The sequence below is a fragment of the Streptomyces sp. NPDC046215 genome, assembly GCF_040646215.1.
Lineage (GTDB): Bacteria > Actinomycetota > Actinomycetes > Streptomycetales > Streptomycetaceae > Streptomyces > Streptomyces stramineus.
Genome location: NZ_JBEYZW010000092.1, coordinates 1 through 26,639 on the forward strand (window position 1 = coordinate 1; position 26,639 = coordinate 26,639).

Below are 26,639 nucleotides of genomic sequence, written 5' to 3' on the forward strand. Positions count from 1 at the left end.
GCCGCCATGGCCGAGATCAACGCCTGGCACCGGGACCGCTCCCCCTTCTTCCGCTCGCTCCACGACGCCCCCGCGCACCCATGACATCTGTCATCGTCGGCACACGACGGCTGACACTGCACACACCCGCGCTGACCAGGCACGATGGTGCGTATGACCACTACAGCCAGCACGTTCACGGGGGACGGGCGCCGCACCGGCGCCCCCGTGGTCAGCTTTGAGAACGTCAGCAAGAACTACGGCGAGGTACGCGCCGTCGCGGATCTGGACATCCAGCTCCACCCGGGGGAGACCGTCGCCCTGCTCGGCCCCAACGGGGCGGGCAAGTCCTCCACGCTCGACCTCCTCCTCGGGCTGCGCAACCCCGACGCCGGGCGGGTCGAGGTCTTCGGCACCACCCCGCAGCGGGCCATCGCAGAGGGCAAGGTCGGGGCGATGCTCCAGTCCGGCGGTCTGATGGAGGACGTGTCGGTCCGTGAGCTGGTCCGGCTGGCCTGCGCCCTGCACCCCCGCTCCCACCCCGTCGAGCAGGTCCTGGAGCGGGCGGACCTCACCGAGATCGCCGGCCGGAAGGTCAACAAGCTCTCCGGCGGCCAGGAACAGCGCGTACGGTTCGCGCTCGCCACGGCCGGCGCCAACGAACTCATCGTCCTGGACGAGCCGACGACCGGCATGGACGTCTCCGCCCGGCAGGCGTTCTGGGGCGTGATGCGCGGCCAGGCGCGGGAGGGCCGCGCCATCCTGTTCGCCACGCACTACCTCGAAGAGGCCGACGCGATCGCCGACCGGGTGATCGTCCTGCACCGCGGGCGGGTGCTCGCCGACGGCTCGGCCGCCGAGATCAAGGCGAAGGCCGGGGCCCGGCGCGTCGTCTTCGACCTGGACGGCCCCGTCAGCGAGGCCGCCCTGCGCGAACTGCCCTTCCTGTCCTCCCTGGAGGTCTCCGGCCGCACCGTGCGCATCCAGTCGCACGACGCCGACGCGACCGTCCACGCCGTCTACGGGCTGGGGCTCTTCCCGCGCAACCTGGAGGTCGCGGGCCTCGGCCTGGAGCAGGCCTTCATCGCCATCACCGACGCAGCGACCGCCGAGGAGGCGGGCCGATGATCACCCTGGTCAAGCTTGAGATCGCGCGCACCCTGCGCAACAAGAAGTTCATGTTCTTCTCGGTCGTCTACCCGGCCGCGCTCTACCTGATGATCGCCGGCGGCGCGAGCAGCACGGAGACCGTCGGGGACACCGGCCTGACCCTCCCGGTGCTGATGATGGTCTCCATGGCCTCCTTCGGCGCGATCACCGCCGTCCTCGTGGGCAACAGCGAGAAGATAGCCAAGGAGCGCGAGAAGGGCTGGGTGCGCCAGCTGCGCCTGACCGCCCTGCCGGGCCGCGGCTACGTGGCGTCGAAGGTCGCCTCGGCCGCCGTCGTCGCGCTCCCCTCGATCCTGGTCGTCTTCGCCATCGCCGCGCTCGTCAAGGACGTGCGGTTCGACGCGGCGTGGCAGTGGTTCGCGCTGACGGGCGCGATCTGGGCCGGCAGCATCGTCTTCGCCGCCCTCGGCGTGGCCGTCGGCTACCTCGCCACCGGGGACGCCGTCCGCCCCCTCACGATGATCATTTACTTCGGCCTGTCGATGCTCGGCGGCCTGTGGATGCCGACGACGACCTTCCCCGACTGGCTGCAGAAGGCCGCCGAGTGGGTGCCCACCCACGCCTACGCGGCCCTCGGCCAGGCCATCGAGCAGGGTGACGCCCCCCACTTGCGCGACGTGAGCATCCTCTTCGCCTATCTTGTCCTCTTCGCCGGTGCGGCCGCGTGGCTGTACCGCAAGGACACCCGCAAGGGCTGAGCGGGACGCGGGGGACGGGCAGATGGCAAGAGAGCGGTACCTCCGGCGGGCCTGGCGCTCCCTCAGGGAGAACGACGACACCCCGGAGTTCTCGATGGGCATCGGCGTCCAGCCGGCGAACCGCCGGCAGTCGACGGTGAAGCTGCTGTGGATCTCCATCTGGTTCGCCTACCTGGCCGCGCCCGTCGAGGACCTGCTCGGCGACCACCACACGGCGGTCGCCGACGCCCTCGGCTGGGCGGGCTTCGTGGCCTACGTCGCCGCCTACCTCCTCCTCGTCTTCCGGCACACCTCGCGGCCGATGGAACAGGGCCGGATCGCCCTGCTGCTCGGGATGCTCATGGCCCTGGCGACCGTGCTGTCGCTGACGCTCGGCGCCGCCTGGCTCGTGCTGTACGTGTACGCCTGCGTGGCCTGCGGCGCGGCCCTGCCCATCCGGCAGGCGCGCACCGCCATCCCGCTGATCACCGTGGTGCTCGTGGCCGCCGGGTTCGGCCTGCCGGGCGCCCACGACTTCCTGCCGGCCCTGGTCATCCCGGCGCTGCTCGGCGGCTTCGCGATGTCCGGGGTCCGGCAGATGGTGCTGACCGCCCGGGCGCTGCGCGAGGCCCGGGCCACCGTCGCGCACCTCGCCGCCAACGAGGAGCGGCTGCGGCTCGCCCGCGACCTGCACGACCTGCTCGGCCACTCGCTGTCCCTCATCACGCTCAAGAGCGAGCTGGCGGGGCGGATGCTGCCGGGCCGGCCCGAACAGGCCGCCCAGCAGGTCGCGGACATCGAGAGGGTCAGCCGGCAGGCCCTGGTGGACGTGCGGGAGGCGGTGAGCGGCTTCCGCCGCCCCACGCTGGAGGCGGAGATCGCGGGGGCCCGTACGGCACTGGCCGCCGCGGGCATCGCCCTGGACACCGGCACGGCCGCGGCCGCCCACGCCGACCTGCCGCCCGACGAGGAGAGCGCGCTGGCCTGGGCGCTGCGCGAGGGGGTCACCAACGTGGTCCGGCACAGCGGGGCCCGCCGGTGCCGGGTGACGGTCGAGGAGCCGGGCGCGGAGCTGCGCCTGACGGTCGCGGACGACGGCGGCGGCCCGGCACGCCCCTACGGCAACGGCCTGACGGGCCTGGCCGAACGCCTGGCCCTCGTGGGCGGCCGCCTCGAAACGGGCCCGGGCCCCAAGGGCGGCTTCCACCTGCGGGCGTACGTCCCGCTGTCCCGGGACCGGGGGCCCGACGGCGGGGTCTGAGGGCCGGCCCGGCCCCGCCGTCGGGCCGCCGACCGCGGCCCCCGGCGGCCGCCCGGCCGCCGTCTACCCTGACGCTGTGAACGAGCAGCCCGACGCCCCCGCCCCCGACAGCAGACGGACCATCCGGGTCCTCCTCGCCGAGGACCAGTCCATGGTCCGGGAGGCGCTGGCCGCGCTGCTCGGGCTGGAGGGCGACATCGACGTCGTCGCCCAGGTCGCCCGGGGCGACGAGGTCCTCGACGCCGCCCGCGCCCACGCCCTCGACGTGGTGCTGCTCGACATCGAGATGCCGGGCATGACGGGGCTCGACGCCGCCGCCCTGGTCCACCGGGAGCTGCCGGAGCTCAAGGTGGTGATCCTGACGACCTTCGGCCGGCCGGGGTACCTGCGCCGGGCGATGGAGTCGGGCGCCGACGCCTTCCTGGTCAAGGACGCCCCCGCGGCCCGGCTCGCCGACGCCCTGCGGCGGGTGCTGCGCGGCGAGCGGGTCATCGACCCGACGCTCGCCGCCGCCGCGCTCGCGGAGGGCGCGAACCCGCTGACCGACCGCGAGCGCGCGGTGCTCACCGCCTCCGCGGACGGCTCGACCAACGCGGAGCTGGCCACGGCCCTCCACCTCTCCCACGGCACCGTGCGCAACTACCTCTCCACCGCCATCCAGAAGACCGGCGCCCGCAACCGCGCCGAAGCCGTCCGGATCGCCCGGGACAAGGGCTGGCTCTGACCCCTGCCGGCCGGGTGCCCGCCGCGGCGCGGCGCGGCCGGGACCAAAGCCCCTTCGGCCGCGACCTGCGGCACGGGATCATGGATGTGTCGCACAGCCGTCACCGAGCCGTCGTAAGGTCCGTACGCACGTGCGGAACCGCACGGGCGGTACGTCAGGAGGATTCGGGAGGAGGGAGGCAGCCGTGCACCTCAGACGCGTCCCCGACGGCGGCCGGACCCTGACGGTCCTGCTGATCGCCGCCCTCGTCGCCCTGGCCGTGCTGGACTGCATGACGGGCACCCGGCTGCGCCTGGCCCTGGTGGCCAGCGTCATGCCGCTGATCGCCGCCCGGCTGTGCTCCTTCCGGCGCACCGTCGTCGTCTCCGGGCTGTTCGCCGCCGCCCAGGTGCTGATCCACTGCGTGGTCGTGCCGGAGTGGGACACCCTCGCCGCCCTGGTGGCCGTCCTGGGGGCGCTGCTGGTCGCCGGGTTCGCCGTGGCGCTGTGCGCGGCCCTGCTGGAGCGCGAGGCGGCCTACGACCGCACCCGGATGGTCGCCGACGCCGTGCAGCGCACCATGCTGCGCGAACTGCCGATCACCGCGGGCCGGCTGCGGGTCGCCGGGTTCTACATCTCCGCCCAGGAGGGGGCGCGCGTCGGCGGGGACATCTACGAGGTGGTGGACAGCCCCTACGGGCAGCGCGTCCTGATCGGGGACGTCCAGGGCAAGGGCATGCCGGCCATCGGCGCCGGGCACGCCGTGCTCACCTCCTTCCGGGAGGCGGCGTACCACGAGGCCGCCCTGGAGGCCGTCGCCGACCACATGGAGAGCGCGCTCCTCCGGCACAACAGCGCCCTGTCCCTGACCGGCACGGAGGAACGGTTCGTCACCGCGATGCTGCTGGAGGTCCGCGGCCCCGAGGACCCCACCCGCGTCCTGTCCTGCGGCCACATCCCCTACTACCTGATCCGCGGCGACGAGGTCGAGGAGCGCCTCCCCGGCCACTTCGGCCTGCCCCTGGGCCTCGGCGTGCTGACCGGCGAACCCCGCCTCGGCGTGGAGGTGCCGCCCGACCCGCACGAATGGGTGGTGCTGTGCACCGACGGCGTCACCGAGGCCCGGGACGCCGAGGGCCGCTTCTACCCCCTGCGCGAGCGCCTGACCCGCTGGACCCGCCTGGAACCCGCCGACCTGGCCCGGGCGCTCCGCGCGGACCTGGAGCGGTACACCGGCGGCGACCTCAAGGACGACGCGGCGGTGCTGATCGTGCGCAACGCGCACACCTGCGGCGAGCGGCGCGAGCGGAACCCGGCCGCCCGGCTCCTCGGCCAGGGCGGCGCCCGGTGACGGCCGGGCCGGGGCGTCAGTTCAGCATCGCCCGGGCCGCCCGCGCCTGGCGGCGCACCGACTCGGCCACGGCCGGTTCCAGCGCGTCGACGACCTCCGCGTACTCCTCCAGCTCGTGCGCACCGCCCGCGAAGTCCCCCCGCTCCACGAGCAGCTCCGCGCGCTCGTAGCGCAGCCGCGCGGGATGGCTGGGCAGCAGCAGGGACAGCTCGACCGCCCACAGCTGGACGTCGCTGCGCTCGGGGCGGGCGGCGGCCCAGGCGCGAATGTTGTTCAGCACCCGCAGCACGATCTCCAGCGGCTCGGCGGGGGAGAACATCGAGGGCGCCAGCGGGGTGCCCGTCGCTCCCGCGACCAGCAGCCCGGCGTCCTCGTCGGTCAGCGGCCGCCCGCCGTCGAACGGGTCGGCCAGCAGGTGCCGCCCGTAGGGGTCGCCGAAGCCGACGACGAAGTGGCCGGGCAGCGCCACCCCGTACACCGGCGCGCCCGCCCGCCGGGCCACCTCCATCCACACCACGGACAGCAGGATCGGCAGCCCGCGCCGCCGCAGCAGCACCTCGCCCAGGAGCGAGGACTCCAGGCGCCGGTAGTCGGCGGGGGAGCCGTGGAAGCCGCAGCGCTCGCCGAGCAGCTCCGCGAGCGCCTCGGCCCACCGCGCGGGCGCGTCCTGCCGGCTCAGGGCGGGCAGCAGCCCCGCCAGCCGGTCCAGCTCTATCTGGGCGGCGTCGATCGCGTCCTCGCCCGCCGCCGGGTCGGCCTCGGCGGCGATCAGCAGGCACAGCAGCGCGAGGTCGGGCCGCTCCTCCCGTGCCGCTTCGGCGAACCGCTGCCGCCGGGCAGTGCTCTCGTACATAAGGTGCCTCGTACCCGCTCGGGGCGGTGGGGGAGCCCACCACCGGCTTCCATGGTGCGGCGCGGCCGCGGTTATCGCCGGACTTCGCGCCGGTAGTGGTAGGCGTGGTGGGTGGTGAAGCCGAGGTTGTCGTAGAGGGCCGCGGCCCCGCCGTTGCCGGTCTCCACCTGGAGGTACGCCGCCGAGGCCCCCTCGTCCAGCGCCTGCCGGGCCAGCCGGGCCATGACCAGGGTGGCCAGCCCCCGCCGGCGGTGGTCCTCGCCCACGGCCACGGCGGAGAAGCCCGCCCACCGCCCGTCGACCGCACAGCGCCCGACGGCCGCGGGCAGCTCCTCGCCGGCGGCCCCCGGCACCGTCGCGAACCACACGGACGGCCCGCCCGTCAGCACGCCCAGCGCGTCGGCGGCGGACGCGGCGGTACGCCCGTACGCGCGCAGCCACGCCTCGTCCGGCTCCCGGGCGAGGAGCACCCGGCCGATGTCGGCGGCGGTGTCCGCGAGGGGGGCCAGCGCGGCCGTCCGTATCAGGGCGTGCCGCTCGGCGGTCCAGCCGCGCCGGACCAGCTCGGCGTCCAGGAGGTCGTCGCCCTCGGGGTCGCCCGTGGTGACCTGCACCAGCGCGGGCAGCCCGCGCTCCGCGTACCAGGCGACGGCCCGGTCCACGGCGGCCGCGAGCGGCAGCCCGCAATCGCCCAGGGGCAGGACCGAGTTGGCCCGCGCGGTGAAACCGCCCGCCGCGCGCAGCGTCCACCCGCCCAGCCGGCCGGTCTCCCGTGCCGGCCAGCCGCGGGTCGCGATCTCCTGGAGCTCGCGCACGCTGGTGGCGGGGCCCCGGCGCCGCGCGGGGGCCGCCGGAACGACCTTGCCCGCGACGAGCGACGCCTCGGGAACCTCCACCGTCTCACCGTTCCGTCGTGTGATCCGGAGCACACCGCCGCTCCAGGAGTCGAGCACGCCGACGGTATCGGTGAACCGCTCGGCGGACCTGCCGGAGTCGTTCAGCCGCCGCACAGATACCCTTTTTCCCAGATCGGCGGTACTGATCCGGATTTCCAGCCGTCCGCCCGTGGTGAATTCCACAGCTCTCCTCGCCCCTCTTGTTCGTCAAGTGCCCGGGAACGGAGATACTAGGTGTGGGCATCGACGACGCCGCGCTCCCGCGCGAGATGAGCCCTACCGAGGAGGAACGACAGCGTGACCTACGTCATCGCGCAGCCTTGTGTCGACGTGAAGGACAAGGCGTGCATCGAGGAGTGCCCCGTCGACTGCATCTACGAGGGCTCCCGGTCCTTGTACATCCACCCGGACGAATGCGTCGACTGTGGTGCCTGTGAGCCGGTCTGCCCGGTCGAAGCGATTTTCTACGAGGACGACACTCCTGAGGAGTGGAAGGACTACTACAAGGCGAACGTCGAGTTCTTCGACGAGCTCGGTTCGCCCGGTGGTGCCTCCAAGCTCGGCCTGATCGAGCGTGACCACCCCTTCATCGCCGCGCTGCCGAAGCAGAACGAAGACCACTGATCTTCGGCGCAGCGCAGCCCCGGCCCCGACGGCACTGCCTGCCGTGCGGGGCCGGAGCCATTTCCGCCCGACCCGCCCGTCCCGCCCGTCCGCCGAGGACCTACCGCACGTAAGAGAGCGAGCGCACCCGTGGGCCCAGTCTCCTCCCGCCTCCCCGCCTTCCCCTGGGACCGGCTCGACCCCTACAAGGCGACGGCCGCCGCCCACCCCGACGGCATCGTGGACCTGTCGGTCGGCACCCCGGTCGACCCGGTGCCCGAGCTGATCCGGCAGGCGCTCACGGACGCCGCCGACAGCCCCGGCTATCCCACGGTGTGGGGCACGGCGGCCCTGCGCGACGCGCTCACCGGCTGGGCGGAGCGCCGGCTGGGCGCCCGGGGGCTGACCCACACCAACGTGCTGCCGGTCGTCGGGTCCAAGGAGCTGGTGGCCTGGCTGCCGACGCAGCTCGGGCTCACCGCGGGCGACAGGGTCGCCTACCCGCGGCTGGCCTACCCGACCTACGAGGTCGGCGCGCGGCTCGCCGGCGCGGAGCCGGTGGTCTACGACGACCCCACCGAGCTCGACCCCGCCGGCCTCAAGCTGCTCTGGCTCAATTCCCCCTCCAACCCCACGGGCCGCGTCCTGTCGGCGGACGAGCTGCGCCGCACCGTCGCCTGGGCGCGCGAGCACGGCGTGCTCCTCTTCAGCGACGAGTGCTACCTGGAGCTCGGCTGGGAGGCCGACCCGGTCTCGGTGCTGCACCCGGACGTCTGCGGCGGCTCGTACGAGGGCATCGTCGCCGTCCACTCGCTCTCCAAGCGCTCCAACCTGGCCGGCTACCGCGCCGCCTTCCTCGCCGGTGACGCCGCCGTCCTCGGTGAGCTGCTGCAGATCCGCAAGCACGGCGGCATGATGGTCGCCGCCCCCGTCCAGGCCGCCACCGTCGCGGCCCTGGGCGACACCGCGCACGTCGCCGAGCAGCGCGAGCGCTACGCCCGCCGCCGGGCCGCGCTGCGGGCCGCCTTCGAGGGCGCGGGGTTCCGGATCGAGCACAGCGAGGCTTCGCTGTACCTGTGGGCCACCCGGGACGAGCCCTGCTGGGACACCGTCGGCGACCTCTCCAAGCGCGGCATCCTCGTCGCGCCGGGTGACTTCTACGGGGTCGCGGGCGAGCGGTTCGTACGCGTCGCCTTCACGGCCACCGACGAAAGGGTGGAAGCCGCGGTACGCCGTCTGGCGGACTAGCGGTACCGCGTTTGACGCATGCGAGAGGGCCCGGGAAATACTCCCGGGCCCTCTTGACGCGATGGTGGACCGGATGGAACCGGTTCAGCCGCCGAGCTTGGGCAGGCCGCCGGTGGGCAGGCCGGAGCCGCCCTTGCCCACGGTCTGCGTGGCGCCGCCGAGCACGCCCGCGGCGGAACCGCCCAGGTCGCCCGCGACCTTCTGGGCGGCCGGGGTGGTGGTCTTGGCGGCCTTGCCCAGGGTGTCCGTGGTGGCCGGCACGGCGGTGTCGACGGCCTTGTGCCCGAGGTCGCCCGCGACGACCCCGGCCTTGTGGGAGGTCGCGTCGATGTTCTTGCCCAGGCTCGCGCCGTCCACCGCGGTGATCCCGTTGGCCAGCTCGGGGGCCTTCAGGTCCGCGGCGCTCGCCGCTCCGGCGGCGCCGATGACGGGTGCCGCACCGGCGGCGACCAGCAGCGCGACCCGGGCGATCCGACGCGAAAGGGGGAGGGACATGATGCTCCTTTTAGCGGAGTTGAGGACGTTTGCTGTCCGGCGAGCGGACGCAGTGACTACCGCGTGAGCGCCTCGAAGGTTGCGGCACCGCAAGGTAAAGAATTATTAATGCGTCGCATTATCTGCCCTTCGGAATTCTGGGCAAATCCGACAAGCATTCCGGGCGCGGGAAAGGCCGACAAGCCTTTATTCGCAAGGAACTTGAGGAGGAATAACCGATTCCGGGGCCCGCGCCGGACCTCTCGGGCGGCGGCGCGGCGCATCCCCCGTGCGGGGGTCGGATCGTACTACTGAACGGTGGTGATCCTGACCTCGGGCGAAGCGGCCCGAGCGCTGTCGTTCGTCGGGGTTTGCGCTGAAGTGTCCGCTCGGCGCCAGCCGTCCCGGGAGTCCGCCGCGGTCCACACCCGGCCGCCGAAGGCGACGCGCTCGATCCGCAGCTCGGCGGCGTGCGCCACCGCCCACGACGCCAGCTGCCACCCGCTCCGCTCCGGCCCGCCGTCCCCCGACAGGGCGCGCGCCGGCACCGTGATCGTGCGGCCCGCGCCGGCGGCGCTCCCGCTCCCCGTGCTCCCCGCACCGCCCCGGACCTCCGCCGCGGCCGGCAGCACCGCCGCGCCGAACTCGCGCCGCAGCTTCGCCCGCACCGCCGCCGGGTCGCCCCGCTTGCCGTCGAACGGGCTGGTGGTGCAGGTGAACGCCGCCTCCGCCCGGCCCGTGAGCCCCGACGCCAGCAGCGAGGCGTCCGGCTCGTGCTTGGCGTACGCCTGCGGGAAACCGCTGCGCTGCACCTTCTGCGCGGCCACCGTCAGCGGCAGCCGCGAGTAGCCCGGCACCTCGACCAGGTGCTCGTAGAACTTCCCCGACGCGTAGACCGGGTCGGTGATCTGGGAGGTGGTGCCCCAGCCCTGGGTCGGCCGCTGCTGGAACAGGCCCAGCGAATCGCGGTCCCCGTGGTGGATGTTGCGCAGCCCCGACTCCTGCATGGCCGTGGCCAGCGCGATCGTCACCGCCCGCTCCGGCAGCCCGCGCGCGGACCCCACGGCCGAGATCGTGGCGGCGTTCACCGCCTGCTCGGGGGAGAGCGCGTACGACTCGCCGTTCGCCCGCACCGTGCAGCGCGGCGCCCCCGGGCCGCCGGTCACCAGCTGGGCGATGCCGTAGCCGATCAGCGCCAGCAGCACGGCGCAGGCGGCCGCGACGCGCAGCAGTCGGCCACGGCGGGTGGCGGGGTTCCGGGACATGCGGCCCACGTTACTGGAGAGACGAGAGAATCCCCGGGGGCGGACCGCTCGCGGCGCCCCCGCCACCGGCCCGGCCCCGCCCCAGGTGAGAGGGTTAGAGTCGCGGACATGGATGACGTAGCACTCGACCTGTCCCTCGACGCCGCCGGTCTCACCGCCCAGCTCGTCGACGCCCCGTCCGAGAGCGGCGACGAGAAGGCGCTCGCCGACGCCGTCGAGCGCGCGCTGCGCGCCCTGCCGCACCTGACGGTCGACCGCCACGGCAACAACGTCGTGGCCCGGACGAACCTGGGCCGCGCCGAGCGCGTCCTGCTCGCCGGCCACATCGACACCGTCCCCATCGCCGGCAACGTCCCCTCCCGGCTGGACGAGGACGGCTACCTGTGGGGCTGCGGCACCAGTGACATGAAGTCGGGCGTCGCCGTGCAGCTGCGCATCGCCGCCACCGTCCCCGAGCCCAACCGCGACCTGACGTTCGTCTTCTACGACAACGAAGAGGTCGCCGCCGACCTCAACGGCCTCGGCCACGTCGCCGCCGCGCACCCCGAGTGGCTGGCCGCCGACTTCGCCGTCCTGCTCGAACCCTCCGACGGCCAGGTCGAGGGCGGCTGCCAGGGCACCCTGCGGGTCCTGCTGCGCACGGCGGGCGAGCGCGCCCACTCGGCGCGCGGCTGGATGGGCAGCAACGCCATCCACGCCGCGGCGCCGATCCTGGCCCGCCTGGCGGCCTACGAGCCGCGGCGGCCGCTCATCGACGGGCTGGAGTACCGCGAGGGCCTCAACGCCGTCCGCGTCGAGGGCGGCGTCGCGGGCAACGTCATCCCCGACGCCTGCACGGTCACGGTGAACTTCCGCTACGCGCCCGACCGCAGCCCCGAGGAGGCCCTGGCCCACGTCCGCGAGGTCTTCGCGGACTGCGGGGTGGCCGAGTTCGTCGTCGACGACCACTCGCCGGGCGCGCTCCCCGGCCTCTCCCACCCGGCCGCCGCCGCCTTCATGAAGGCCGTCGAGGGCACGCCGAAGCCCAAGTTCGGCTGGACGGACGTCTCCCGCTTCAGCGCGCTGGGCGTCCCCGCGGTCAACTACGGGCCCGGCAACCCGCTGCTCGCGCACAAGCGCGACGAACGGGTGCTCGCCTCGCTGATCAACGACTGTGAGGCACGGCTGCGCGCCTGGCTCACCTCCTGAGCCGGTGCCCGCAACCCCTTTGGGCCTACGCTGAACTGCAACGATCCGCAGCGGAGGGAGCACGGCATGGGGAACCCCGAAGGGGCGCGCGCGCAGCGGGAGCAGCGCCGGGGGCCGGTCGTACGCCGGCACGGCCAGATGCAGCAGGGCACGACCGACCAGCACCTGCTGGACACCAGGGGCACGGCGGACTGGGTGCACGAGGACCCCTTCCGGGTCATGCGCATCCAGTCCGAATTCGTCGAGGGCTTCGGGGCGCTCGCCGAACTGCCGCCCGCGATCAGCGTGTTCGGCTCCGCCCGGACCCCCCGGGACTCGGCGGAGTACACGGCGGGCGTGGCCATCGGGCGCGGGCTCGTCGAGGCGGGCTTCGCCGTCATCACCGGCGGCGGCCCCGGCGCGATGGAGGCGGCCAACAAGGGGGCGACGGAAGCCGGCGGGGTCTCGGTCGGCCTGGGCATCGAGCTGCCGTTCGAGCAAGGGCTGAACGCCTACGTCAACCTCGGCGTGGACTTCCGCTACTTCTTCGTGCGGAAGACGATGTTCGTGAAGTACGCCAGCGGGTTCGTGGTGCTGCCCGGCGGACTCGGCACGCTGGACGAGCTGTTCGAGGCGCTGACGCTCGTCCAGACGAAGAAGGTCACCCGCTTCCCGATCGTGCTCTTCGGCACCGCGTACTGGCAGGGCCTCGTCGACTGGCTGCGCGACACCCTCGTCGCCCAGGGCAAGGCGGGCCTGCCCGACCTGCACCTCTTCCACCTCACCGACGACGTGGACGAGGCGATCGCCCTGGTCACGAAGGAAGCGGGCGCGTAAGCCGTCCGGCGGGGTCGTGGGGGTGCACCACCGCTGCGCGGCGGTGTCCTCAAACGCCGGACGGGCTGGTTTCGGCTGAGCTCAGCCATATCAGCCCGTCCGGGGGCACCTCCCAGCGTTAGCTGGGGGAGTTTGAGGACGCGCCCGCAGGGCGCTCGCCGCCGCAGGCGGCAACTACGAACGCGCCGTAGGCGGCAACGCTCGCCGCCGCAGGCGGCAACGCACGGGGCCCGCGGCCTCAGGCCAACCCACGCCGGGCGACGGCCGGAGGCCGGTGGCCCGCGATCGAGGCCACCATGTCCAGGACCTGCCGGGTCTCGGCCACCTCGTGCACGCGGTAGACCTGCGCGCCCAGCCACGCCGAGACGGCGGTGGTCGCCAGGGTGCCCAGCACCCGTTCCTTCACCGGCTTGTCCAGCGTCTCGCCGACGAAGTCCTTGTTCGACAGCGAGACGAGCACGGGCCAGCCCGTCCGGGCCATCTCGCCCAGCCGACGGGTCGCCTCCAGCGAGTGCCGGGTGTTCTTCCCGAAGTCGTGGCCGGGATCGATCATGATCGCGTCGCGGCGGACGCCCAGCGCCGCGGCCCGCTCGGCCAGGCCGAGCGTCACCCGCAGGATGTCCGCCATCACGTCGTCGTACTCGACGCGGTGCGGCCGGGTGCGCGGTTCGACGCCGCCCGCGTGCGTGCACACCAGCCCCGCCCCGTACCGGGCCGCGACCTCGGCCAGCTTCGGGTCCACCCCGCCCCAGGCGTCGTTGAGGACGTCCGCGCCCGCCTCGCAGACCGCCTCGCCCACGTCGTGCCGCCAGGTGTCGACGCTGATCACCACGTCGGGGTGGCGGCGGCGGACCTCGGCCACGAAGCCGACCGTGCGCCGCGCCTCCTCCTCGGCGGTCACCTCCTCGCCGGGGCCGGCCTTCACCCCGCCGATGTCGATGATGGCGGCGCCCTCGGCCACCGCCTGCTCCACCCGGGCCAGCGCGGGCTCGTCGCGGAAGGTGGCGCCCTGGTCGTAGAAGGAGTCGGGCGTCCGATTGACGATCGCCATGATCACCGGTTCGTGGCGCTCGAACTCGCGTCGTCCCAGCCGCAGCATTTCCGTACTCCTTCTCCGTGGTCCGCCAGCGACCTTAACTGTCAGTGGGGCATGGCACGATCGGGGAGGACGGATTGGCAGTCCGCCGACCGGCGTACCTGGGAGATGGTCGTGTTCTGGTTCTTGCTCATCGCGCTGGTCGTGGTGGTGGCCGCGGTCACGCTCTTCGTGGCGGGCGGCGGGCGCGGGGCCACGCTGCCCGAGGCCGTGCCGGACCGGCTCGGCGTGGCGCTGCCGCCCGGCCGGCCCTCCGGCCGCGCCGACGTCGAGGCGCTGCGGCTGCCCGTCGCGGTGCGCGGCTATCGCATGGCCGAGACCGATGACGTGCTGGACCGGCTGGGCGCCGAACTGGCCGAGCGCGACGCGCGGATCGCCGAGCTGGAGGCCGCGCTCGCCGGGGCGCAGGCCGCGGCCATGAGCGGCCCCGAGCTGCTGCGCAAGGACGCCGGGCCCGGTCCCGAGCCGGCCCGGAACGCCCAGGACACCCGAGGCGAGCAGGACACGAAGAGCGGGGGAACGGACGCATGAGCACCGGAGCGGTCCCGGGGCCGGACGGGCTGCCGCGCTGCCCGTGGGGCCTGGAGGCGGAGTCCGTGGCGGACTACCGCGTGTACCACGACACCGAGTGGGGCCACCCGGTGCGCGGCGACGACGCCCTGTACGAGCGGATGTGCCTGGAGGCGTTCCAGTCGGGCCTGTCGTGGCTGACGATCCTGCGCCGGCGCGAAGGGTTCCGGGCCGCGTTCGCCGGCTTCTCCATCGCCAAGGTGGCCGCCTTCACCGAGGCGGACGCCGAGCGCCTGCTGGCCGACCCCGGCATCATCCGCAACCGCGCGAAGATCACGGCCGCGATCGGCAACGCCCGGGTGGCCGCCGCGTGGGCGCCCGGCGAGCTGGACGCCCTGATCTGGTCCTACGCCCCCGACCGCACCGGCATACCCGCCCCGCGCACGGCGGCGGACGTCCCCGCGATGACGCCCGAGTCCACGGCCCTGGCCAAGGACCTCAAGAAGCGCGGCTTCCGCTTCATCGGCCCCACCACGGCGTACGCCCTGATGCAGGCGTGCGGCCTGGTCAACGACCACCTGGCGGACTGCCACGCGCGCCCGCTGACCGCCGCGGCGGGCTGAGGGACGACAGGGGGGCCGGGGCCCGTCAGCGCCCCACGTACCGGGGCTTCTCCTTCTTCAGGAAGGCGTCCACGGCGATGCGGTGGTCCGCCGAGGCACCGGCCAGGGCCTGGAGTTCGTCCTCCTTGGCCAGGGACTCCGTCAGCGAGTGGTCCGCCCCGTAGGCCAGCGACTGCTTGAGCGCCGCGTACGCGGCGGTCGGGCCCTGCGCCAGCCGGCGGGCCACGGCCAGGGCCTCGGCGGCGAGCTCCGCCGCCGGCACGACCTTGTTCGCGATGCCCAGCTCGTACGCCTCCTGGGCGGACACGTTGCGCGGGAACAGCAGCAGGTCCGCGGCGCGGCTGTGGCCGACGAGGCGGGGGAGCGTCCAGGAGACACCGGAGTCGGCGGTGAGCGCGACACCGGCGAAGGAGGTGTTGAAGGCGGCCGTGTCGGCGACGACGCGGTAGTCGGCCGCGAAGGCGAATCCGGCGCCCGCGCCCGCCGCGACACCGTTGACCCCGGCGACGACCGGCTTCGCCATCCCGGCGATCGCGGTGACGATCGGGTTGTAGTGCTCCTTGACGGTGCTCATCACCTGCCCGCCCGCGGCGTCGGTCCCCGCGCCCAGCAGCTCCACGTGCTCCTTGAGGTCCTGGCCGACGCAGAAGGCCCGTCCGGTGGCCGTCAGCAGGACGGCGCGCACGGCCGGGTCCGCGCCGGCCTGCCGCAGGGAGTCCCGGAGGCCGATCTTCGCCTCGATGTTCAGGGCGTTCATCGCGTCGGGACGATTCAGCGTGATCGTCGCGAGCCCGTCCGTCACCTCGTACAGCACGGCGTCGGTCATGAGCCGCTCCCTCCCAGGTCGGCTGCCCTTCACGGCAGCTGTCAGCGCTCAGCATGCCGGAGATCACCGACCGCCGATATGTGACCTGCGTCAAAGAAAACGGCCGGGAAGGCACCGCGGTGGTGGCGCAGTATCGCAGTCCGATCGCCGAATTGGGTGGTTTTGCGTGATCGCGTTGCCGAAGGGATGCGGACTGATGTTGGTCATCGGGTCACGCGATGCGGGATAATGGCCTGGAAGCAATGTGTTCGATGCCGGTGACGCGGAGCCCTGCCAGGGAACCGTCGGCTGACGATGAGCTGGTTTCAGGAAGGGGAACGAGCATGGCGGCCATGAAGCCGCGGACGGGCGATGGCCCGCTCGAGGTGACCAAGGAGGGGCGGGGCATCGTCATGCGGGTTCCGCTCGAGGGCGGCGGTCGTCTCGTCGTCGAGCTGACACCGGATGAGGCCGAGGCCCTCGGAGACGCCCTGAAGAAGGTTGTCGGCTGACGCACGGGCCCACAATTTTTCACAGCTGTTCCCCACTGCCCCGGCAGTCGGCCCGCGCCGGCTCCGGGGCAGTGGTGTACCCCCGGCCGCGGTGAACGCTCAGCCGCGCCGGGACGCGCACAGCAGCCCGTCGCCCACCGGCAGCAGGGACGGCAGCAGGACCGTCGACTCGCGGACCGCGCGCAGCAGCTCGCGCAGGCGCTGCACCTCGGCGGGCTGCGCCGCGGAGTCGACCGTGCGGCCGTCCGCGAAGACGCCCTCGAAGCAGACGAGCCCGCCCGGCCGCAGCAGGCGCAACGATTCGGCTAGGTAGTCGAGGCACTCCAGCCGGTCGCCGTCGCAGAACACCAGGTCGTACCCGCCGTCGGCGAGGCGCGGCAGCACCTCCAGGGCCCGGCCGGGGATGAAGCGCGCGCGGTTGCCCGCGAAGCCCGCGGCGCGGAACGCCTGCCGGGCGAACTGCTGGCACTCGGGATCGCTGTCCACGGTCGTCAGCACCCCGTCGGGCCGCATGCCGTGCAGGAGGTGGAGGCCGGAGACGCCGGTGCCCGTGCCGATCTCGGCCACCGCCTTGGCGTCCACCGCCGCGGCGAGCAGGCGCAGCGCGGCGCCGGTGCCGGACGACACCGAGCGGAGACCTGCCTCGTGGGCCCGGTCCCGGGCCCAGCGCAGCGCCTCGCCCTCGGCGACGAACGCATCGGCGAACGCCCAGCTCGTCTGCCGGTTGCCGGTAATGGCCCTCTCCTGTCCCCGTAGTCGACGCACCCGTGACTGTATCCGCTGATCACGGGAACCCGCAGATGGGACCGCGCGTTGAGGGAGTCGGGAGGCCGGCCGGCGATCAAGACCAAATGCAGGTCAAAATTCCTTATCCGGAGCTAACGGGCGGGATGGATATGGTAGGGGCTCTACTGGACACCACCAGAGCCGACAGGGGAGGTGCGGCTGCGGCCGGAGACCGTCGGGGAGTGCCGAGGCGCTTTCGCAGGTCCGCCGGCGAGCCGAAATCCGTGACCAAGACCGCTGACCGTTCCCTCCCCCATGGCCTCAAGGGCATGGGAGGTACCCCCATCGCCGACTCCGCACGTACCGCGACTTTCGCCACCGATGCGGACGCGCAGGCGTGGACGCCTCCCACCTGGGAGGAGATCGTCAGCACGCACAGCGCCCGGGTCTACCGACTGGCCTACCGCCTCACCGGCAACCAGCACGACGCCGAGGACCTCACCCAGGAGGTGTTCGTGCGCGTCTTCCGGTCGCTGTCCACGTACACCCCCGGCACGTTCGAGGGGTGGCTGCACCGCATCACCACCAACCTCTTCCTCGACATGGTCCGGCGCCGCCAGCGCATCCGCTTCGACGCCCTCGGCGACGACGCGGCGGAGCGGCTCCCCAGCCGCGAGCCCTCCCCCCAGCAGCACTTCAACGACACCCACTTCGACGCGGACGTCCAGCAGGCGCTGGACACCCTCGCCCCGGAGTTCCGCGCCGCGGTGGTCCTGTGCGACATCGAGGGGCTCTCGTACGAGGAGATCGCCGCGACGCTCGGCGTGAAGCTCGGCACCGTCCGCAGCCGCATCCACCGTGGCCGCTCCCACCTCCGCAAGGCGCTCCAGCACCGCTCGCCCGCCGCCCGGGCCGAGCAGCGCGCCGTGGCGGGCGTGGCCCCCGGCGTTCCTCTGGGTGGGGAGGTAGGGATCGCGTGACCGGTTCAGGCGGTCAGTCCCCCGCCGAGCACCATCTCGGCGACCGCCTCGCGGCCCTGGTCGACGGGGAGTTGGGACACGACTCTCGGGAGCGGGTGCTGGCGCACCTGGCGACCTGTTGGACATGCAAAGCCGAAGCCGACGCCCAGCGCCGGCTCAAAAGCGCGTTCGCCGAGGCGGCGCCCCCGCCGCTCTCCGCGGATCTCCTCGCCCGCCTGCAGAGCCTGCCCGGCACCGGCCCGGACGACCAGGCCGGTAGGGGCGCCGAGGGAGCCGAGGGCGTCCGCGGGGACGCCGGGAGACGGGGAAGAGGCGCTTCCGGCGCCCGGACGGAGACCTTCGCGCCGCTCCCCGCCGTCCCCGGCCGCCACCGTGAGCGGGGCTTTCGCACCCACGACGTCCACGATCCCGCCCGGGGCGGCTCGCGGTCGCGCCGGTTCGCCTTCGCGGCGGCCGGGGCGGTCTCGCTCGCCGCGTTCGCGCTCGGCGGCGCCCAGCCGCTGGCCTCGGTCGTGGCCTCGCCCAGCACCCGCGCCGAGGACCCCCGGGGGACGGCCACCCCGCTGTCGCTGCACACGGGCAGCGCCCGCGAGGACACTCTGTCGCTCGGCTTCACCGCGGCCACCCGGGACGCTGGCCCCGCCGTGCCGGGGCACGGGGTCTCCCTGCTGCGCCCGCCCACCACGCCGCTGCTGCCGCCGCTGATACAGGCCGCCGCCCGCCCGGCTCCGCCGGCCGACCTCGCGCGCTGACCGCCGTCCGCGCCGCCCGGTGAGCACTCTCAAGTGCCGCCGGGCCAGGGCCAAGTGCCGACAAGCGCGAACAACCAGCGGCAAGTGCTGACAAAGCACCACCAAGCCCGACACCGGCCGTCGGGCGCTCTGCGCAGGCCCGCACAGACCTGGTTCAATTCCTGGTGGGCGGTGGCATCCCTCGGGCGGTGCGGTGCGCCCTCCGGCGAACGGTGGGGAGAAGATGGACGAGGGGCAGGCACAGGCTTCCGGGCCCAAGCCGCAGTGGTGGAGCCGGCCGCGGCGTACCAAGGGCGGACGGGGGCAGGAAGCGGTGCCGGACGGCCCGCACGCCGCATCGGCTCCGCCGCCGCACCCGGCCGCGGACACCGGGGGCGCCCCCGTTCCGCTGCACGCCCCCGACCCGTACAGCACGCCTCCCTACGGCCGCCCCGGCCCGTGGGCCCCTGCCCCGCCCGTGCAGCGCCCGGTGACCCCGGCGCACGGCACGCCGCTGCCGCCGGGCGGCGTGCCCCTTCAGCCCGGCGCGGCTCCTGGGCAGGGCGGGTACGTCCCGCCGTCGGGCGTGACCCCGGCGCAGGGCGCCTACCTGCCGCCTTCCGGGGCCACCCCTGGCCACGGCACGCACGTGCCGCCCGGCGCGGCTCCTGGGCCGGGTGGGTTCGTCCAGCCGCCGTCGGGCGAGGGCAGCTACCTGCCGCCGGTCCACCCCGCGCCTCAGCCCGGGCACCCGGACGGAGCCGGCCGGCCGCAGGCCCCCTGGCCGTACGACCCGTGGCGTGCCCCCGCCGCCCAGGCCGAGCCGGCCGCGCACCCCGCGCACGCGAAGCGGCGGCGGCGCGGCCGGGCCGTGGTCGCGGCCGTGGTGATCGCGCTGGTCGCCGGGGGGATCGGCGGCGGCGTCGGCGCGTATCTGGAGCGGGACGGCGCTCTGGCGGACCCCGTGCGGCTGCCGCAGGCGTCGGCCGGCCAACAGACCCGTGCCCCCGGCAGCATCGCCGGGATCGCCGCCCGCACCCTGCCCGGCGTGGTGACGATCCACGTGCGCGGCGGCGGCGACCAGGGCACCGGCACCGGCTTCGTCCTGGACGACGAGGGGCGGATCCTCACCAACAACCACGTCGTCGAGCCCGCGGGCTCCGGCGGCGGCGAGATATCGGTGACCTTCCACGGCGGCCAGACGGCCAAGGCCACCGTCGTCGGCCGGGACAGCAGCTACGACCTCGCCGTGATCAAGGTGTCCGGGGTGTCCGGCCTGACCCCGCTCCCGCTGGGGAACTCCGACTCCGTGCGCGTCGGCGACGCCGTGGTGGCCATCGGCGCCCCCTTCGACCTCGCGGGCACCGTCACCACCGGGATCATCAGCGCCAAGGAGCGCCCGATCACCGCGGGCGGCAAGAAGCAGGACGGCAGCGACATCAGCTATGTCGACGCGCTCCAGACCGACGCACCGATAAACCCGGGCAACTCCGGCGGCCCGCTGGTGGACGCCGAGGCCCGCGTCATCGGGATCAACAGCGCGATCCGCTCCGCGGGCGACGGCGCCGGTCCCGGCGGCGGCCAGGGCGGCAGCATCGGACTGGGCTTCGCCATACCGATCAACCAGGCCAAGCGCGTCGCCGAGGAGCTCATCAACACCGGCCGGGCCACCCACCCGGTCATCGGCGTGACGCTGGACATGCAGTACACGGGCGACGGCGCGCGGGTGAACACCAAGGGCGCCGACGGCCCGGCCGTCACCCCGGGCGGCCCCGGTGACAAGGCGGGCATCCGGTCGCAGGACGTGATCAAGAAGGTCGACGGCGTGCCGGTGCGCAGCGGCCGTGAGCTGATCGTCAAGGTCCGCAGCCACCGCCCGGGTGACCGGCTCACGCTCACCGTCGAGCGCGAGGGCCAGGAGCGGACCGTGGAGCTGACGCTCGGCTCGGCGGACTCCCGGTGAGCATTGGCCGGATGTCGGCCAGGGCGTATCCCTGGCTGTCCGCCGGGCCAGGTACCGTGATAGGTGGCCTCGACCGTCGGCCACTGACGCATCAAGGAGCTGCAACGTGCTCGACATAGGACCCCTCGAGCTGGTCACGCTCGTGGTGCTCGCGGTGCTCATCTTCGGCCCCGACAAGCTGCCGAAGATGATCCAGGACGTGTCGCGCACGCTGCGCAAGATCCGGCAGTTCTCGGAGAGCGCCAAGGAAGACATCCGCTCCGAGCTGGGTCCGGAGTTCAAGGACTTCGAGTTCGAGGACCTCAACCCCAAGACGTTCGTCCGCAAGCACGTGCTGGAGAAGGACGAGCTGGGGCTGAAGGAGATCCGCAACGGCTTCGACCTGAAGTCGGAGATGGCCGAGGTGGCGGACGCCGTGCACGGGCGTGGCGCCGACGCGCCGGGCGCGGCCCCGGCCGGCTCCCCGGCCCCCGCCGGTGGCCCTGACCTGCTCAAGAAGCCGGGCAAGCCGGCGGTGGGCGAGCGCCCGCCCTTCGATTCCGACGCCACCTGAGCCCTGCGCATCCCGGGTGCCATTGACGGGGGTGGCTATCCTCCCTTTGTTTGGGGTGAAGTCGTCCGAGGGGGGCCGGCTCGCCCAGGACATCGGGCAACAAGGAGGCGCCGCGCAGATGGAGACGACGAGTCGGGTTGGGGCGCAAGGGGCCGGTGCGGCCGACGCGTCCGCCGCGCAGGACGCGGCACAGAGCGGGCCCGGTACCCGGCGGTCGGTCGACGGCTATCTGCTGGCTTCGTTCCCGTGGTACGGCCTGGACGAGGCGTACAGCGGGCCGCGCTGGCTGATGCAGGTCGGCTCCGCCGCCGACGGGACCGTGGAGCACGGATCGACCGGGCACGGCGAGGAGCCCACGCTCCGCGGCGAGCGGGCCGACCCGGGGGCCGACAAGCAGCGCTTCGCGGTCGTGGTGACCGTCGCCAGCCGCCCGGTGCGGCGCAGCGCCGACGGCACGGGCGTGCTGGAGGCCACCTCGGTCTCCTCGGCCGCCTGGCTGGCCGGTTCGGGGCTGCTGGCGAGCACCTGGCCCGCCCAGATGGAGCGCGCCCTGCGGCAGGACTGGCTGGACCAGCAGACGGCTCTCGCCTGGGAGCTCGCCGACCACCTGGAGGAGCCGGCCTGGACGACGCTGTCGCTGCCCGTGGACGGGGTGCCGACCGCCTTCCGCTACCGCGAGTCCGAGTACGGCTGGGTCCTGGCGGGCTCCGCCGAGGGCGGTGTCCACCTGGGCGCGTACGGGCGGGGCATGAGCGCGTACGGCATGGGCTTCTCGGTGATCAAGGACATCACCGTCTACGGGAGCTGACCCACGGGCTGTCCGTCCCGGAGACGCGGTAAGGGGCGGTCTCCATGGGAGACCGCCCCTTACCGGGCCCCTTGGGGGCCGACCTTGTGAGGGCTTCAGAACTTGTTGCGCGGCGTGATGCCCAGGGACATGCCCGACAGACCGCGCTGCCGGCCGCCGAGCTTGGCCGCGATGGCGCGCAGCGCGCTGCCCGCGGGGGAGTCGGGGTCGGTCAGGACGACGGGCTTGCCCTCGTCGCCGCCCTCGCGCAGCCGCACGTCGATCGGGATCGAGCCCAGCACCGGCACCTGGGTGCCCGTGGTCTTCGTCAGGCCCTCGGCGACCCGCTGCCCGCCGCCCGAGCCGAACACGTCGACCATCTCGTCGCAGTGGGGGCAGGGCAGCCCGGACATGTTCTCCACGACGCCGACGATCTTCTGGTGCGTCTGCACGGCGATCGAACCGGCGCGCTCGGCGACCTCGGCCGCGGCCTGCTGCGGCGTGGTCACCACCAGGATCTCCGCGTTCGGCACCAGCTGGGCGACGGAGATCGCGATGTCACCGGTGCCCGGCGGCAGGTCGAGCAGGAGGACGTCCAGGTCGCCCCAGTAGACGTCCGCGAGGAACTGCTGGAGCGCGCGGTGCAGCATGGGGCCGCGCCACACCACCGGGGCGTTGCCGGGGGTGAACATGCCGATCGAGATGACCTTCACGCCGTTCGCCGACGGCGGCATGATCATGTTCTCGACCTGGGTGGGCCGGCCGTCGGCGCCCAGCATGCGGGGCACCGAGTGGCCGTAGATGTCCGCGTCCACGACGCCGACCTTCAGCCCGTCGGCCGCCATCGCCGCCGCCAGGTTGACCGTGACGGAGGACTTGCCGACGCCGCCCTTGCCGGACGCCACGGCGTAGACGCGGGTCAGGGAGCCGGGCTTGGCGAAGGGCACCTCGCGCTCGGCCGTGCCGCCGCGCAGGGACGCCGCGAGCTCCTTGCGCTGCTCGTCGCTCATCACGTCCAGCTCGACGGTGACGCCGGTGACACCCTCGACGCCCAGGACGGCGTTGCGGACGTTGGTGGTGATCGTCTCGCGCATCGGGCAGCCGGAGACCGTCAGGTAGACCGCCACCTCGACCGTGCCGTCCGCCGCGATCCCCACGGATTTGACCATGCCCAGCTCGGTGATCGGGCGGTGGATCTCGGGGTCGTTCACCGTCGCCAGCGCGGCGCGGATCGCGTCCTCGCCCGGCGCGGATCCTACGGGAGTGTCGGTAGCCATGACTCGATGTTACGGCGCGCCACCGGGCTGCCGGAAAGGGCTGTCAGCGGTCGTCTTCCTCACTCTCGCGCGGGAATACGGTCCGCTGTTCCAGCTCCTTGACCAGGTCCTGGAACTCCGAGCGGATCCAGTCCCGGGTCGCGACCTCGCCGAGCCCCATCCGCAGGGCCGCGATCTCCCGCGTCAGGTACTCCGTGTCGGCGATGGACCGCTCGTTCTGCTTGCGGTCCTGCTCCAGATTGACGCGGTCGCGGTCGTCCTGCCGGTTCTGGGCGAGGAGGATGAGCGGCGCCGCGTACGACGCCTGCAGGGAGAGCATCAGGGTCAGGAAGATGAACGGGTAGGTGTCCCAGCGCATGCGCTCGGGTGCCGTGGTGTTCCACACCACCCACAGGACGATGACGACCGTCATCCAGACGATGAACCGTCCCGTTCCCAGGAACCGCGCGATCCGCTCCGAGGCGTGGCCGAACGCCTCCGGGTCGTACTCCGGCAGCCAGCTGCGGCGCTTCGGCCGCGGCTGGTCCAGCCGGACCCGGGGGAGCGGGGCGAGCGGGGCGGCCGAGGAGGGGGTCCGTTCCTCGCGCCTGCGGTCAGCGGCCATCGGCGTCCTCCGGCAGGTCGCTCATGCCCAGCGCACCGCTGTGCAGCTCCGTCTCCCGCCAGTCGTCCGGCAGCAGGTGGTCCAGGACGTCGTCGACGGTGACCGCGCCCAGCAGGGAGCCGCTGTCGTCCACGACGGGCGCGGCGACCATGTTGTACGTGGCCAGGTAGCTGGTGACGGCCGGTAGCGGGGTGTCCGGCGGCAGGGGGCGCAGGTCGGTGTCGGTGATGGCGCCGACGAGCGTGAACGGCGGGTCGCGCAGCAGCCGCTGGAAGTGCACGGTGCCCAGGTACTTGCCGGTCGGCGTCTCGTCCGGCGGCCGGCAGACGTAGACCTGCGCGGCGAGCGCGGGGGAGAGGTCGGGGTTGCGCACCCGGGCGAGCGCGTCGGCGACCGTGGCGTCCGGGCGCAGCACGATCGGCTCGGTGGTCATCAGGCCGCCCGCCGTCCGCTCCTCGTAGGACAGCAGCCGCCGCACGTCCGCCGCGTCCCCCGGCTGCATCAGCGTCAGGAGCCGCTCCTTGTCGTCCTCGGGCAGCTCCGAGAGCAGGTCGGCCGCGTCGTCCGGGTCCATCGCCTCCAGCACGTCCGCGGCCCGCTCCTCCTTGAGCTTGCCGAGGATCTCGATCTGGTCGTCGTCCGGCAGCTCCTCCAGGACGTCGGCGAGCCGGTCGTCGTCCAGGGCCGCGGCGACCTCCGCGCGCCGCTTGGGCGAGAGGTGGTGGAGGACGTGGGCGAGGTCGGCCGGGCGCAGCTTCTCGAAGGTCGCCAGGAGGTTCTCCGCGCCCTGCCCGTGCTCCTCCAGCGAGAAGCCGGTGACGGCGGACCACTCCAGGGTCAGCGTCTCGCCCTTGCGGCGCAGCGCGCCGCCCTTGCCACGGCGTACGAAGACCTTGTCGATCTCCCAGTCGCGGCGGGCCGGGAGCCGGGTGATGGCCACGTCCAGGACGGTGACCTCCTCGCCGCCGTCCACGACCCGCACCCGCCGGTCCAGCAGCTCGCCCAGGACGAGCGTCTCGGTGGGCCGCTGTTCGAACCGCCGCATGTTGATCACGCCGGTGGTGATGACCTGGCCGGACTCCACACCGGTCACCCGCGTCATGGGCAGGAAGATCCGGCGGCGGCTGACGACCTCGACGACGAGCCCGAGGACGCGCGGGGGCCGGCCGCCGATGCGCAGCATCGCGACGAGGTCCTGCACCCGGCCCACCTGGTCGCCGTTCGGGTCGAACACGGCGACGCCCGAGAGGTGCGAGACGAAAACCCGGTGGGCGCCTGCTGCCATGGCCGCGCCTCCTCCTCCAGAGCTTTGTCCGGTTCAGGCTAACGTGACCGCCTTCGCCCCGGCGCGGGAGAGAGGGCCGTACGGACTGCTGGCTTCCGCTCCGGTGCGGCCCGGGTACGCTGCCGTACTCCACCGGTGTCAGGAGGCAAGAGCAGACGTGCGAACCCGGAACGCGGCTCTCGTGGGAGCGCTGTGCGTCGGCCTGTCCGTGGCGCTCACCGCCTGTGGCGGCGGGGGCGACGGCGCCGCCAAGGACCCCGACGAGGGGACCAACGGTGTCGGCAAGCTCCAGCCCGCCCAGATCCAGGACAAGGCCCGCGCGGCCGCCCGTGCCGCGGCGGCCGTCCACCTGTCCGGCAGCGTCGTCAGCCAGGGCCGCACCTACCGGATCGACATGCGGCTGAAGCGGGACGGGGGGACCGGCCGGGTCTCCTCGGACGTCAGCACCTTCGAACTGATGCGCGTGGGCGACGAGCTGTTCCTGAAGGCCCCGGCCGCGTTCTGGTCGCGCGGCGAGGGCGCGCCCGGCGGCGCCGCGCCCAAGGGCGCCCCCATCGGCAAGGGCGCGGCGGACAGCAAGCCGGACGCCGCGGCGGCGGCGGGCAAGCTGGAGAAGAAGTACGTGAAGGTGCCCGTCGCGGACCCCTCCTACCAGCAGTTCAAGGGCTTCACCGAGAAGGACGTGCTGCTCGACGGGCTCCTGGGGCTGCACGGCAAGCTCACGCGGGGCGAGCACGGGACCGTCGCGGGCGCCCGCACGATCCGCGTCAGCGGCGGTGCGAACGCCTCCGGCGGCACCCTCGACGTCGCCCTCATGGGCACCCCCTACCCGCTGCGCATCCAGCGGGCGGGCGGCGCGGGCCAGCTGGAACTGGGCGACTGGGGCAAGGACTTCCCGCTCACCGTCCCGGCGAAGAGCGAGACGGTCGACTACGGCAAGAAGATCCCGTCGGCCAACTGACCCGGCACGGCCGCGCCCGGAAGGGGCGCGGGGAACTGCGCGCCCGCCCCCCACGCTCCCGCAGGCGACGCACCCGCAAGCGACGCGCCCGGCCGCAGGCCGAAGCGCTCAGCCCTTCCTGCGCCCCTTGCGGAGCAACCGCGGCAGCGCCGCCGGCATCGGCTCCCGTGTCGTCGCCGGCGTCGGCAGCGGCACCGCGGCCTGAGAGTCGTCGGGAAGCGACGACGTGGCACCGCTCGGCTCCAGGCGGAGCACCCGGCACTCCCGCGCCCAGCGCTCCTCGATGCGCTCCGCGTCCGGGGCGTTGAGCCGCTTGCCCTTCAGCTCGGCGACGGCAGCCGTCCACTCCTCGCTCCGGGCGGCCGGTTCGCCGACCCGGGCGGACCAGGTGACGAGCCGGCCGCCCTTGTCCTTGCTGCGAACGGTCACGGTCGCGGCGCCGCCGTCGGTGAGACCGAGGTCGGCCACCGGCTGCTCGCCCGGGCCGCCGACGACATGGGCGGCACCGTCATGCCACACATGCCACAGCGCACGGCTGGGACCGACCGGACCCCGCACCCAGATGAGACCGGACTTCTTGGTGGCCTCTTCGATCAGTGCCTGCGTGAGCGTCATGCGGTTACTTTATGCCGTGACTGGAGCGTGTCCGCTGGCGCTTGCCTGTCATTGCCGCCTGCGGCGGCGAGCGCCCTGCGGGCGCGTCCTCAAGCGCCGGACGGGCTGGTAGTGGCTGAGCTCAGCC

29 protein-coding genes are annotated in these 26,639 nt (G+C 73.6%); 18 read left to right on the forward strand and 11 right to left on the reverse strand.

Translation table 11 applies throughout. From position 1 onward, the window contains the following. Nucleotides 1-153: 153 nt before the first annotated feature. The 5 genes from ABZ951_RS28465 (at nt 154) to ABZ951_RS28485 (ending at nt 5,141) form a co-directional block, all read left to right on the forward strand. The gene (locus ABZ951_RS28465) at nt 154-1,107 is read left to right on the forward strand and encodes an ABC transporter ATP-binding protein (RefSeq protein WP_344093729.1); all 954 of its coding nucleotides are present in this window, start codon (nt 154-156) and stop codon (nt 1,105-1,107) included. Further along, nucleotides 1,104-1,847, forward strand: a complete 744-nt coding sequence (locus tag ABZ951_RS28470) for an ABC transporter permease (protein ID WP_344093726.1) — start codon at nt 1,104-1,106, stop codon at nt 1,845-1,847. Before ABZ951_RS28465 ends, ABZ951_RS28470 begins: the two co-directional genes overlap by 4 nt. A gap of 94 nt (nt 1,848-1,941) precedes the next feature. After that, nucleotides 1,942-3,087: a sensor histidine kinase gene (locus tag ABZ951_RS28475; protein WP_344093738.1), complete on the forward strand. Its 1,146-nt coding sequence runs from the start codon at nt 1,942-1,944 to the stop codon at nt 3,085-3,087. A 76-nt stretch (nt 3,088-3,163) separates the two neighbouring features. Further along, nucleotides 3,164-3,811 (forward strand): response regulator transcription factor, encoded by a 648-nt coding sequence (locus ABZ951_RS28480; RefSeq protein WP_344093724.1) that lies wholly within the window; start codon nt 3,164-3,166, stop codon nt 3,809-3,811. Between the two features lie 184 nt (nt 3,812-3,995). Continuing rightward, a complete protein-coding gene (locus ABZ951_RS28485; RefSeq protein ID WP_344093722.1) occupies nt 3,996-5,141 on the forward strand; it encodes a PP2C family protein-serine/threonine phosphatase in 1,146 nt (381 codons plus the stop codon). Nucleotides 5,142-5,157: 16 nt separating this feature from the next. Here ABZ951_RS28485 and ABZ951_RS28490 read toward each other — a convergent pair whose 3' ends face one another. Together ABZ951_RS28490 and ABZ951_RS28495 are read right to left on the reverse strand one after the other, a co-directional pair. Further along, a complete protein-coding gene (locus ABZ951_RS28490) occupies nt 5,158-5,994 on the reverse strand; it encodes a transglutaminase-like domain-containing protein (protein WP_344093720.1) in 837 nt (278 codons plus the stop codon). A gap of 71 nt (nt 5,995-6,065) precedes the next feature. Further along, entirely contained in the window at nt 6,066-7,073 is a 1,008-nt protein-coding gene (locus ABZ951_RS28495; protein WP_344093718.1) for a GNAT family N-acetyltransferase, read from the reverse strand. 114 nt (nt 7,074-7,187) lie between these two features. Between ABZ951_RS28495 and fdxA the strand changes: the two genes are divergently transcribed. Both fdxA and dapC read left to right on the forward strand, forming a co-directional pair. Beyond that, nucleotides 7,188-7,514 carry a ferredoxin gene (gene fdxA / locus ABZ951_RS28500; protein ID WP_344093716.1) on the forward strand — a complete coding sequence of 109 codons (327 nt, stop codon included), beginning with the start codon at nt 7,188-7,190 and terminating at the stop codon, nt 7,512-7,514. A gap of 129 nt (nt 7,515-7,643) precedes the next feature. Further along, on the forward strand, nt 7,644-8,741 hold the full coding sequence (gene dapC, locus ABZ951_RS28505) for a succinyldiaminopimelate transaminase (RefSeq protein ID WP_344093714.1): 1,098 nt from the start codon (nt 7,644-7,646) through the stop codon (nt 8,739-8,741). A gap of 84 nt (nt 8,742-8,825) precedes the next feature. Here the strand turns inward: dapC and ABZ951_RS28510 are convergent, their stop codons facing one another. Both ABZ951_RS28510 and ABZ951_RS28515 read right to left on the reverse strand, forming a co-directional pair. Continuing rightward, nucleotides 8,826-9,236: an ATP-binding protein gene (locus ABZ951_RS28510; protein ID WP_344093712.1), complete on the reverse strand. Its 411-nt coding sequence runs from the start codon at nt 9,234-9,236 to the stop codon at nt 8,826-8,828. Nucleotides 9,237-9,523: 287 nt separating this feature from the next. Further along, the gene (locus ABZ951_RS28515; protein WP_344093709.1) at nt 9,524-10,480 is read right to left on the reverse strand and encodes a hypothetical protein; all 957 of its coding nucleotides are present in this window, start codon (nt 10,478-10,480) and stop codon (nt 9,524-9,526) included. A gap of 108 nt (nt 10,481-10,588) precedes the next feature. On the opposite strand from ABZ951_RS28515, the gene dapE reads away from it, so the two are divergent. Together dapE and ABZ951_RS28525 are read left to right on the forward strand one after the other, a co-directional pair. After that, entirely contained in the window at nt 10,589-11,668 is a 1,080-nt protein-coding gene (gene dapE / locus ABZ951_RS28520; protein WP_344093707.1) for a succinyl-diaminopimelate desuccinylase, read from the forward strand. Between the two features lie 66 nt (nt 11,669-11,734). Continuing rightward, nucleotides 11,735-12,484, forward strand: coding sequence for a TIGR00730 family Rossman fold protein (locus ABZ951_RS28525; protein WP_344093704.1), 750 nt, complete (start codon nt 11,735-11,737; stop codon nt 12,482-12,484). Nucleotides 12,485-12,722: 238 nt separating this feature from the next. On the opposite strand, the gene folP is transcribed toward ABZ951_RS28525, so the two are convergent. Then, on the reverse strand, nt 12,723-13,583 hold the full coding sequence (folP, locus tag ABZ951_RS28530; RefSeq protein WP_344093702.1) for a dihydropteroate synthase: 861 nt from the start codon (nt 13,581-13,583) through the stop codon (nt 12,723-12,725). A gap of 105 nt (nt 13,584-13,688) precedes the next feature. Here folP and ABZ951_RS28535 point away from each other — a divergent pair, with 105 nt between their 5' ends. Continuing rightward, the gene (locus ABZ951_RS28535) at nt 13,689-14,111 is read left to right on the forward strand and encodes a DivIVA domain-containing protein (RefSeq protein WP_344093736.1); all 423 of its coding nucleotides are present in this window, start codon (nt 13,689-13,691) and stop codon (nt 14,109-14,111) included. Further along, nucleotides 14,108-14,713 carry a DNA-3-methyladenine glycosylase I gene (locus tag ABZ951_RS28540; RefSeq protein ID WP_344093699.1) on the forward strand — a complete coding sequence of 202 codons (606 nt, stop codon included), beginning with the start codon at nt 14,108-14,110 and terminating at the stop codon, nt 14,711-14,713. Before ABZ951_RS28535 ends, ABZ951_RS28540 begins: the two co-directional genes overlap by 4 nt. A 25-nt stretch (nt 14,714-14,738) precedes the next feature. Here ABZ951_RS28540 and ABZ951_RS28545 read toward each other — a convergent pair whose 3' ends face one another. After that, a complete protein-coding gene (locus tag ABZ951_RS28545; protein ID WP_344093696.1) occupies nt 14,739-15,539 on the reverse strand; it encodes an enoyl-CoA hydratase-related protein in 801 nt (266 codons plus the stop codon). Between the two features lie 323 nt (nt 15,540-15,862). Between ABZ951_RS28545 and ABZ951_RS28550 the strand changes: the two genes are divergently transcribed. Further along, nucleotides 15,863-16,030 carry a DUF3117 domain-containing protein gene (locus ABZ951_RS28550; RefSeq protein WP_009997451.1) on the forward strand — a complete coding sequence of 56 codons (168 nt, stop codon included), beginning with the start codon at nt 15,863-15,865 and terminating at the stop codon, nt 16,028-16,030. 99 nt (nt 16,031-16,129) lie between these two features. On the opposite strand, the gene ABZ951_RS28555 is transcribed toward ABZ951_RS28550, so the two are convergent. After that, nucleotides 16,130-16,795 carry a class I SAM-dependent methyltransferase gene (locus ABZ951_RS28555; RefSeq protein ID WP_344093694.1) on the reverse strand — a complete coding sequence of 222 codons (666 nt, stop codon included), beginning with the start codon at nt 16,793-16,795 and terminating at the stop codon, nt 16,130-16,132. Between the two features lie 131 nt (nt 16,796-16,926). On the opposite strand from ABZ951_RS28555, the gene sigE reads away from it, so the two are divergent. The 5 genes from sigE (at nt 16,927) to ABZ951_RS28580 (ending at nt 21,791) form a co-directional block, all read left to right on the forward strand. Next, nucleotides 16,927-17,736: an RNA polymerase sigma factor SigE gene (gene sigE, locus ABZ951_RS28560; protein ID WP_344093692.1), complete on the forward strand. Its 810-nt coding sequence runs from the start codon at nt 16,927-16,929 to the stop codon at nt 17,734-17,736. Next, entirely contained in the window at nt 17,733-18,488 is a 756-nt protein-coding gene (locus ABZ951_RS28565) for a zf-HC2 domain-containing protein (RefSeq protein ID WP_344093690.1), read from the forward strand. The genes sigE and ABZ951_RS28565 overlap by 4 nt, the downstream gene beginning before the upstream one ends. Before the next feature lie 223 nt (nt 18,489-18,711). Beyond that, on the forward strand, nt 18,712-20,430 hold the full coding sequence (locus ABZ951_RS28570; protein ID WP_344093687.1) for a trypsin-like peptidase domain-containing protein: 1,719 nt from the start codon (nt 18,712-18,714) through the stop codon (nt 20,428-20,430). Nucleotides 20,431-20,536: 106 nt separating this feature from the next. Continuing rightward, nucleotides 20,537-20,983, forward strand: coding sequence for a sec-independent translocase (locus ABZ951_RS28575; protein ID WP_344093685.1), 447 nt, complete (start codon nt 20,537-20,539; stop codon nt 20,981-20,983). A gap of 118 nt (nt 20,984-21,101) precedes the next feature. Next, a complete protein-coding gene (locus ABZ951_RS28580) occupies nt 21,102-21,791 on the forward strand; it encodes a hypothetical protein (RefSeq protein ID WP_344093683.1) in 690 nt (229 codons plus the stop codon). A 95-nt stretch (nt 21,792-21,886) separates the two neighbouring features. On the opposite strand, the gene ABZ951_RS28585 is transcribed toward ABZ951_RS28580, so the two are convergent. From ABZ951_RS28585 to ABZ951_RS28595, 3 genes are read right to left on the reverse strand one after another with little or no spacing between them, the layout of a single operon-like run. Next, the gene (locus tag ABZ951_RS28585; protein ID WP_344093681.1) at nt 21,887-23,047 is read right to left on the reverse strand and encodes an Mrp/NBP35 family ATP-binding protein; all 1,161 of its coding nucleotides are present in this window, start codon (nt 23,045-23,047) and stop codon (nt 21,887-21,889) included. A gap of 43 nt (nt 23,048-23,090) precedes the next feature. Further along, on the reverse strand, nt 23,091-23,651 hold the full coding sequence (locus ABZ951_RS28590; RefSeq protein WP_344093679.1) for a DUF1003 domain-containing protein: 561 nt from the start codon (nt 23,649-23,651) through the stop codon (nt 23,091-23,093). After that, nucleotides 23,641-24,936: a CBS domain-containing protein gene (locus ABZ951_RS28595; protein ID WP_344093677.1), complete on the reverse strand. Its 1,296-nt coding sequence runs from the start codon at nt 24,934-24,936 to the stop codon at nt 23,641-23,643. Before ABZ951_RS28595 ends, ABZ951_RS28590 begins: the two co-directional genes overlap by 11 nt. A 157-nt stretch (nt 24,937-25,093) precedes the next feature. On the opposite strand from ABZ951_RS28595, the gene ABZ951_RS28600 reads away from it, so the two are divergent. Beyond that, nucleotides 25,094-25,897, forward strand: coding sequence for a hypothetical protein (locus ABZ951_RS28600; RefSeq protein ID WP_344093675.1), 804 nt, complete (start codon nt 25,094-25,096; stop codon nt 25,895-25,897). 108 nt (nt 25,898-26,005) lie between these two features. Here ABZ951_RS28600 and ABZ951_RS28605 read toward each other — a convergent pair whose 3' ends face one another. Next, on the reverse strand, nt 26,006-26,512 hold the full coding sequence (locus tag ABZ951_RS28605) for a hypothetical protein (RefSeq protein WP_344093673.1): 507 nt from the start codon (nt 26,510-26,512) through the stop codon (nt 26,006-26,008). Nucleotides 26,513-26,639 lie beyond the last annotated feature (127 nt).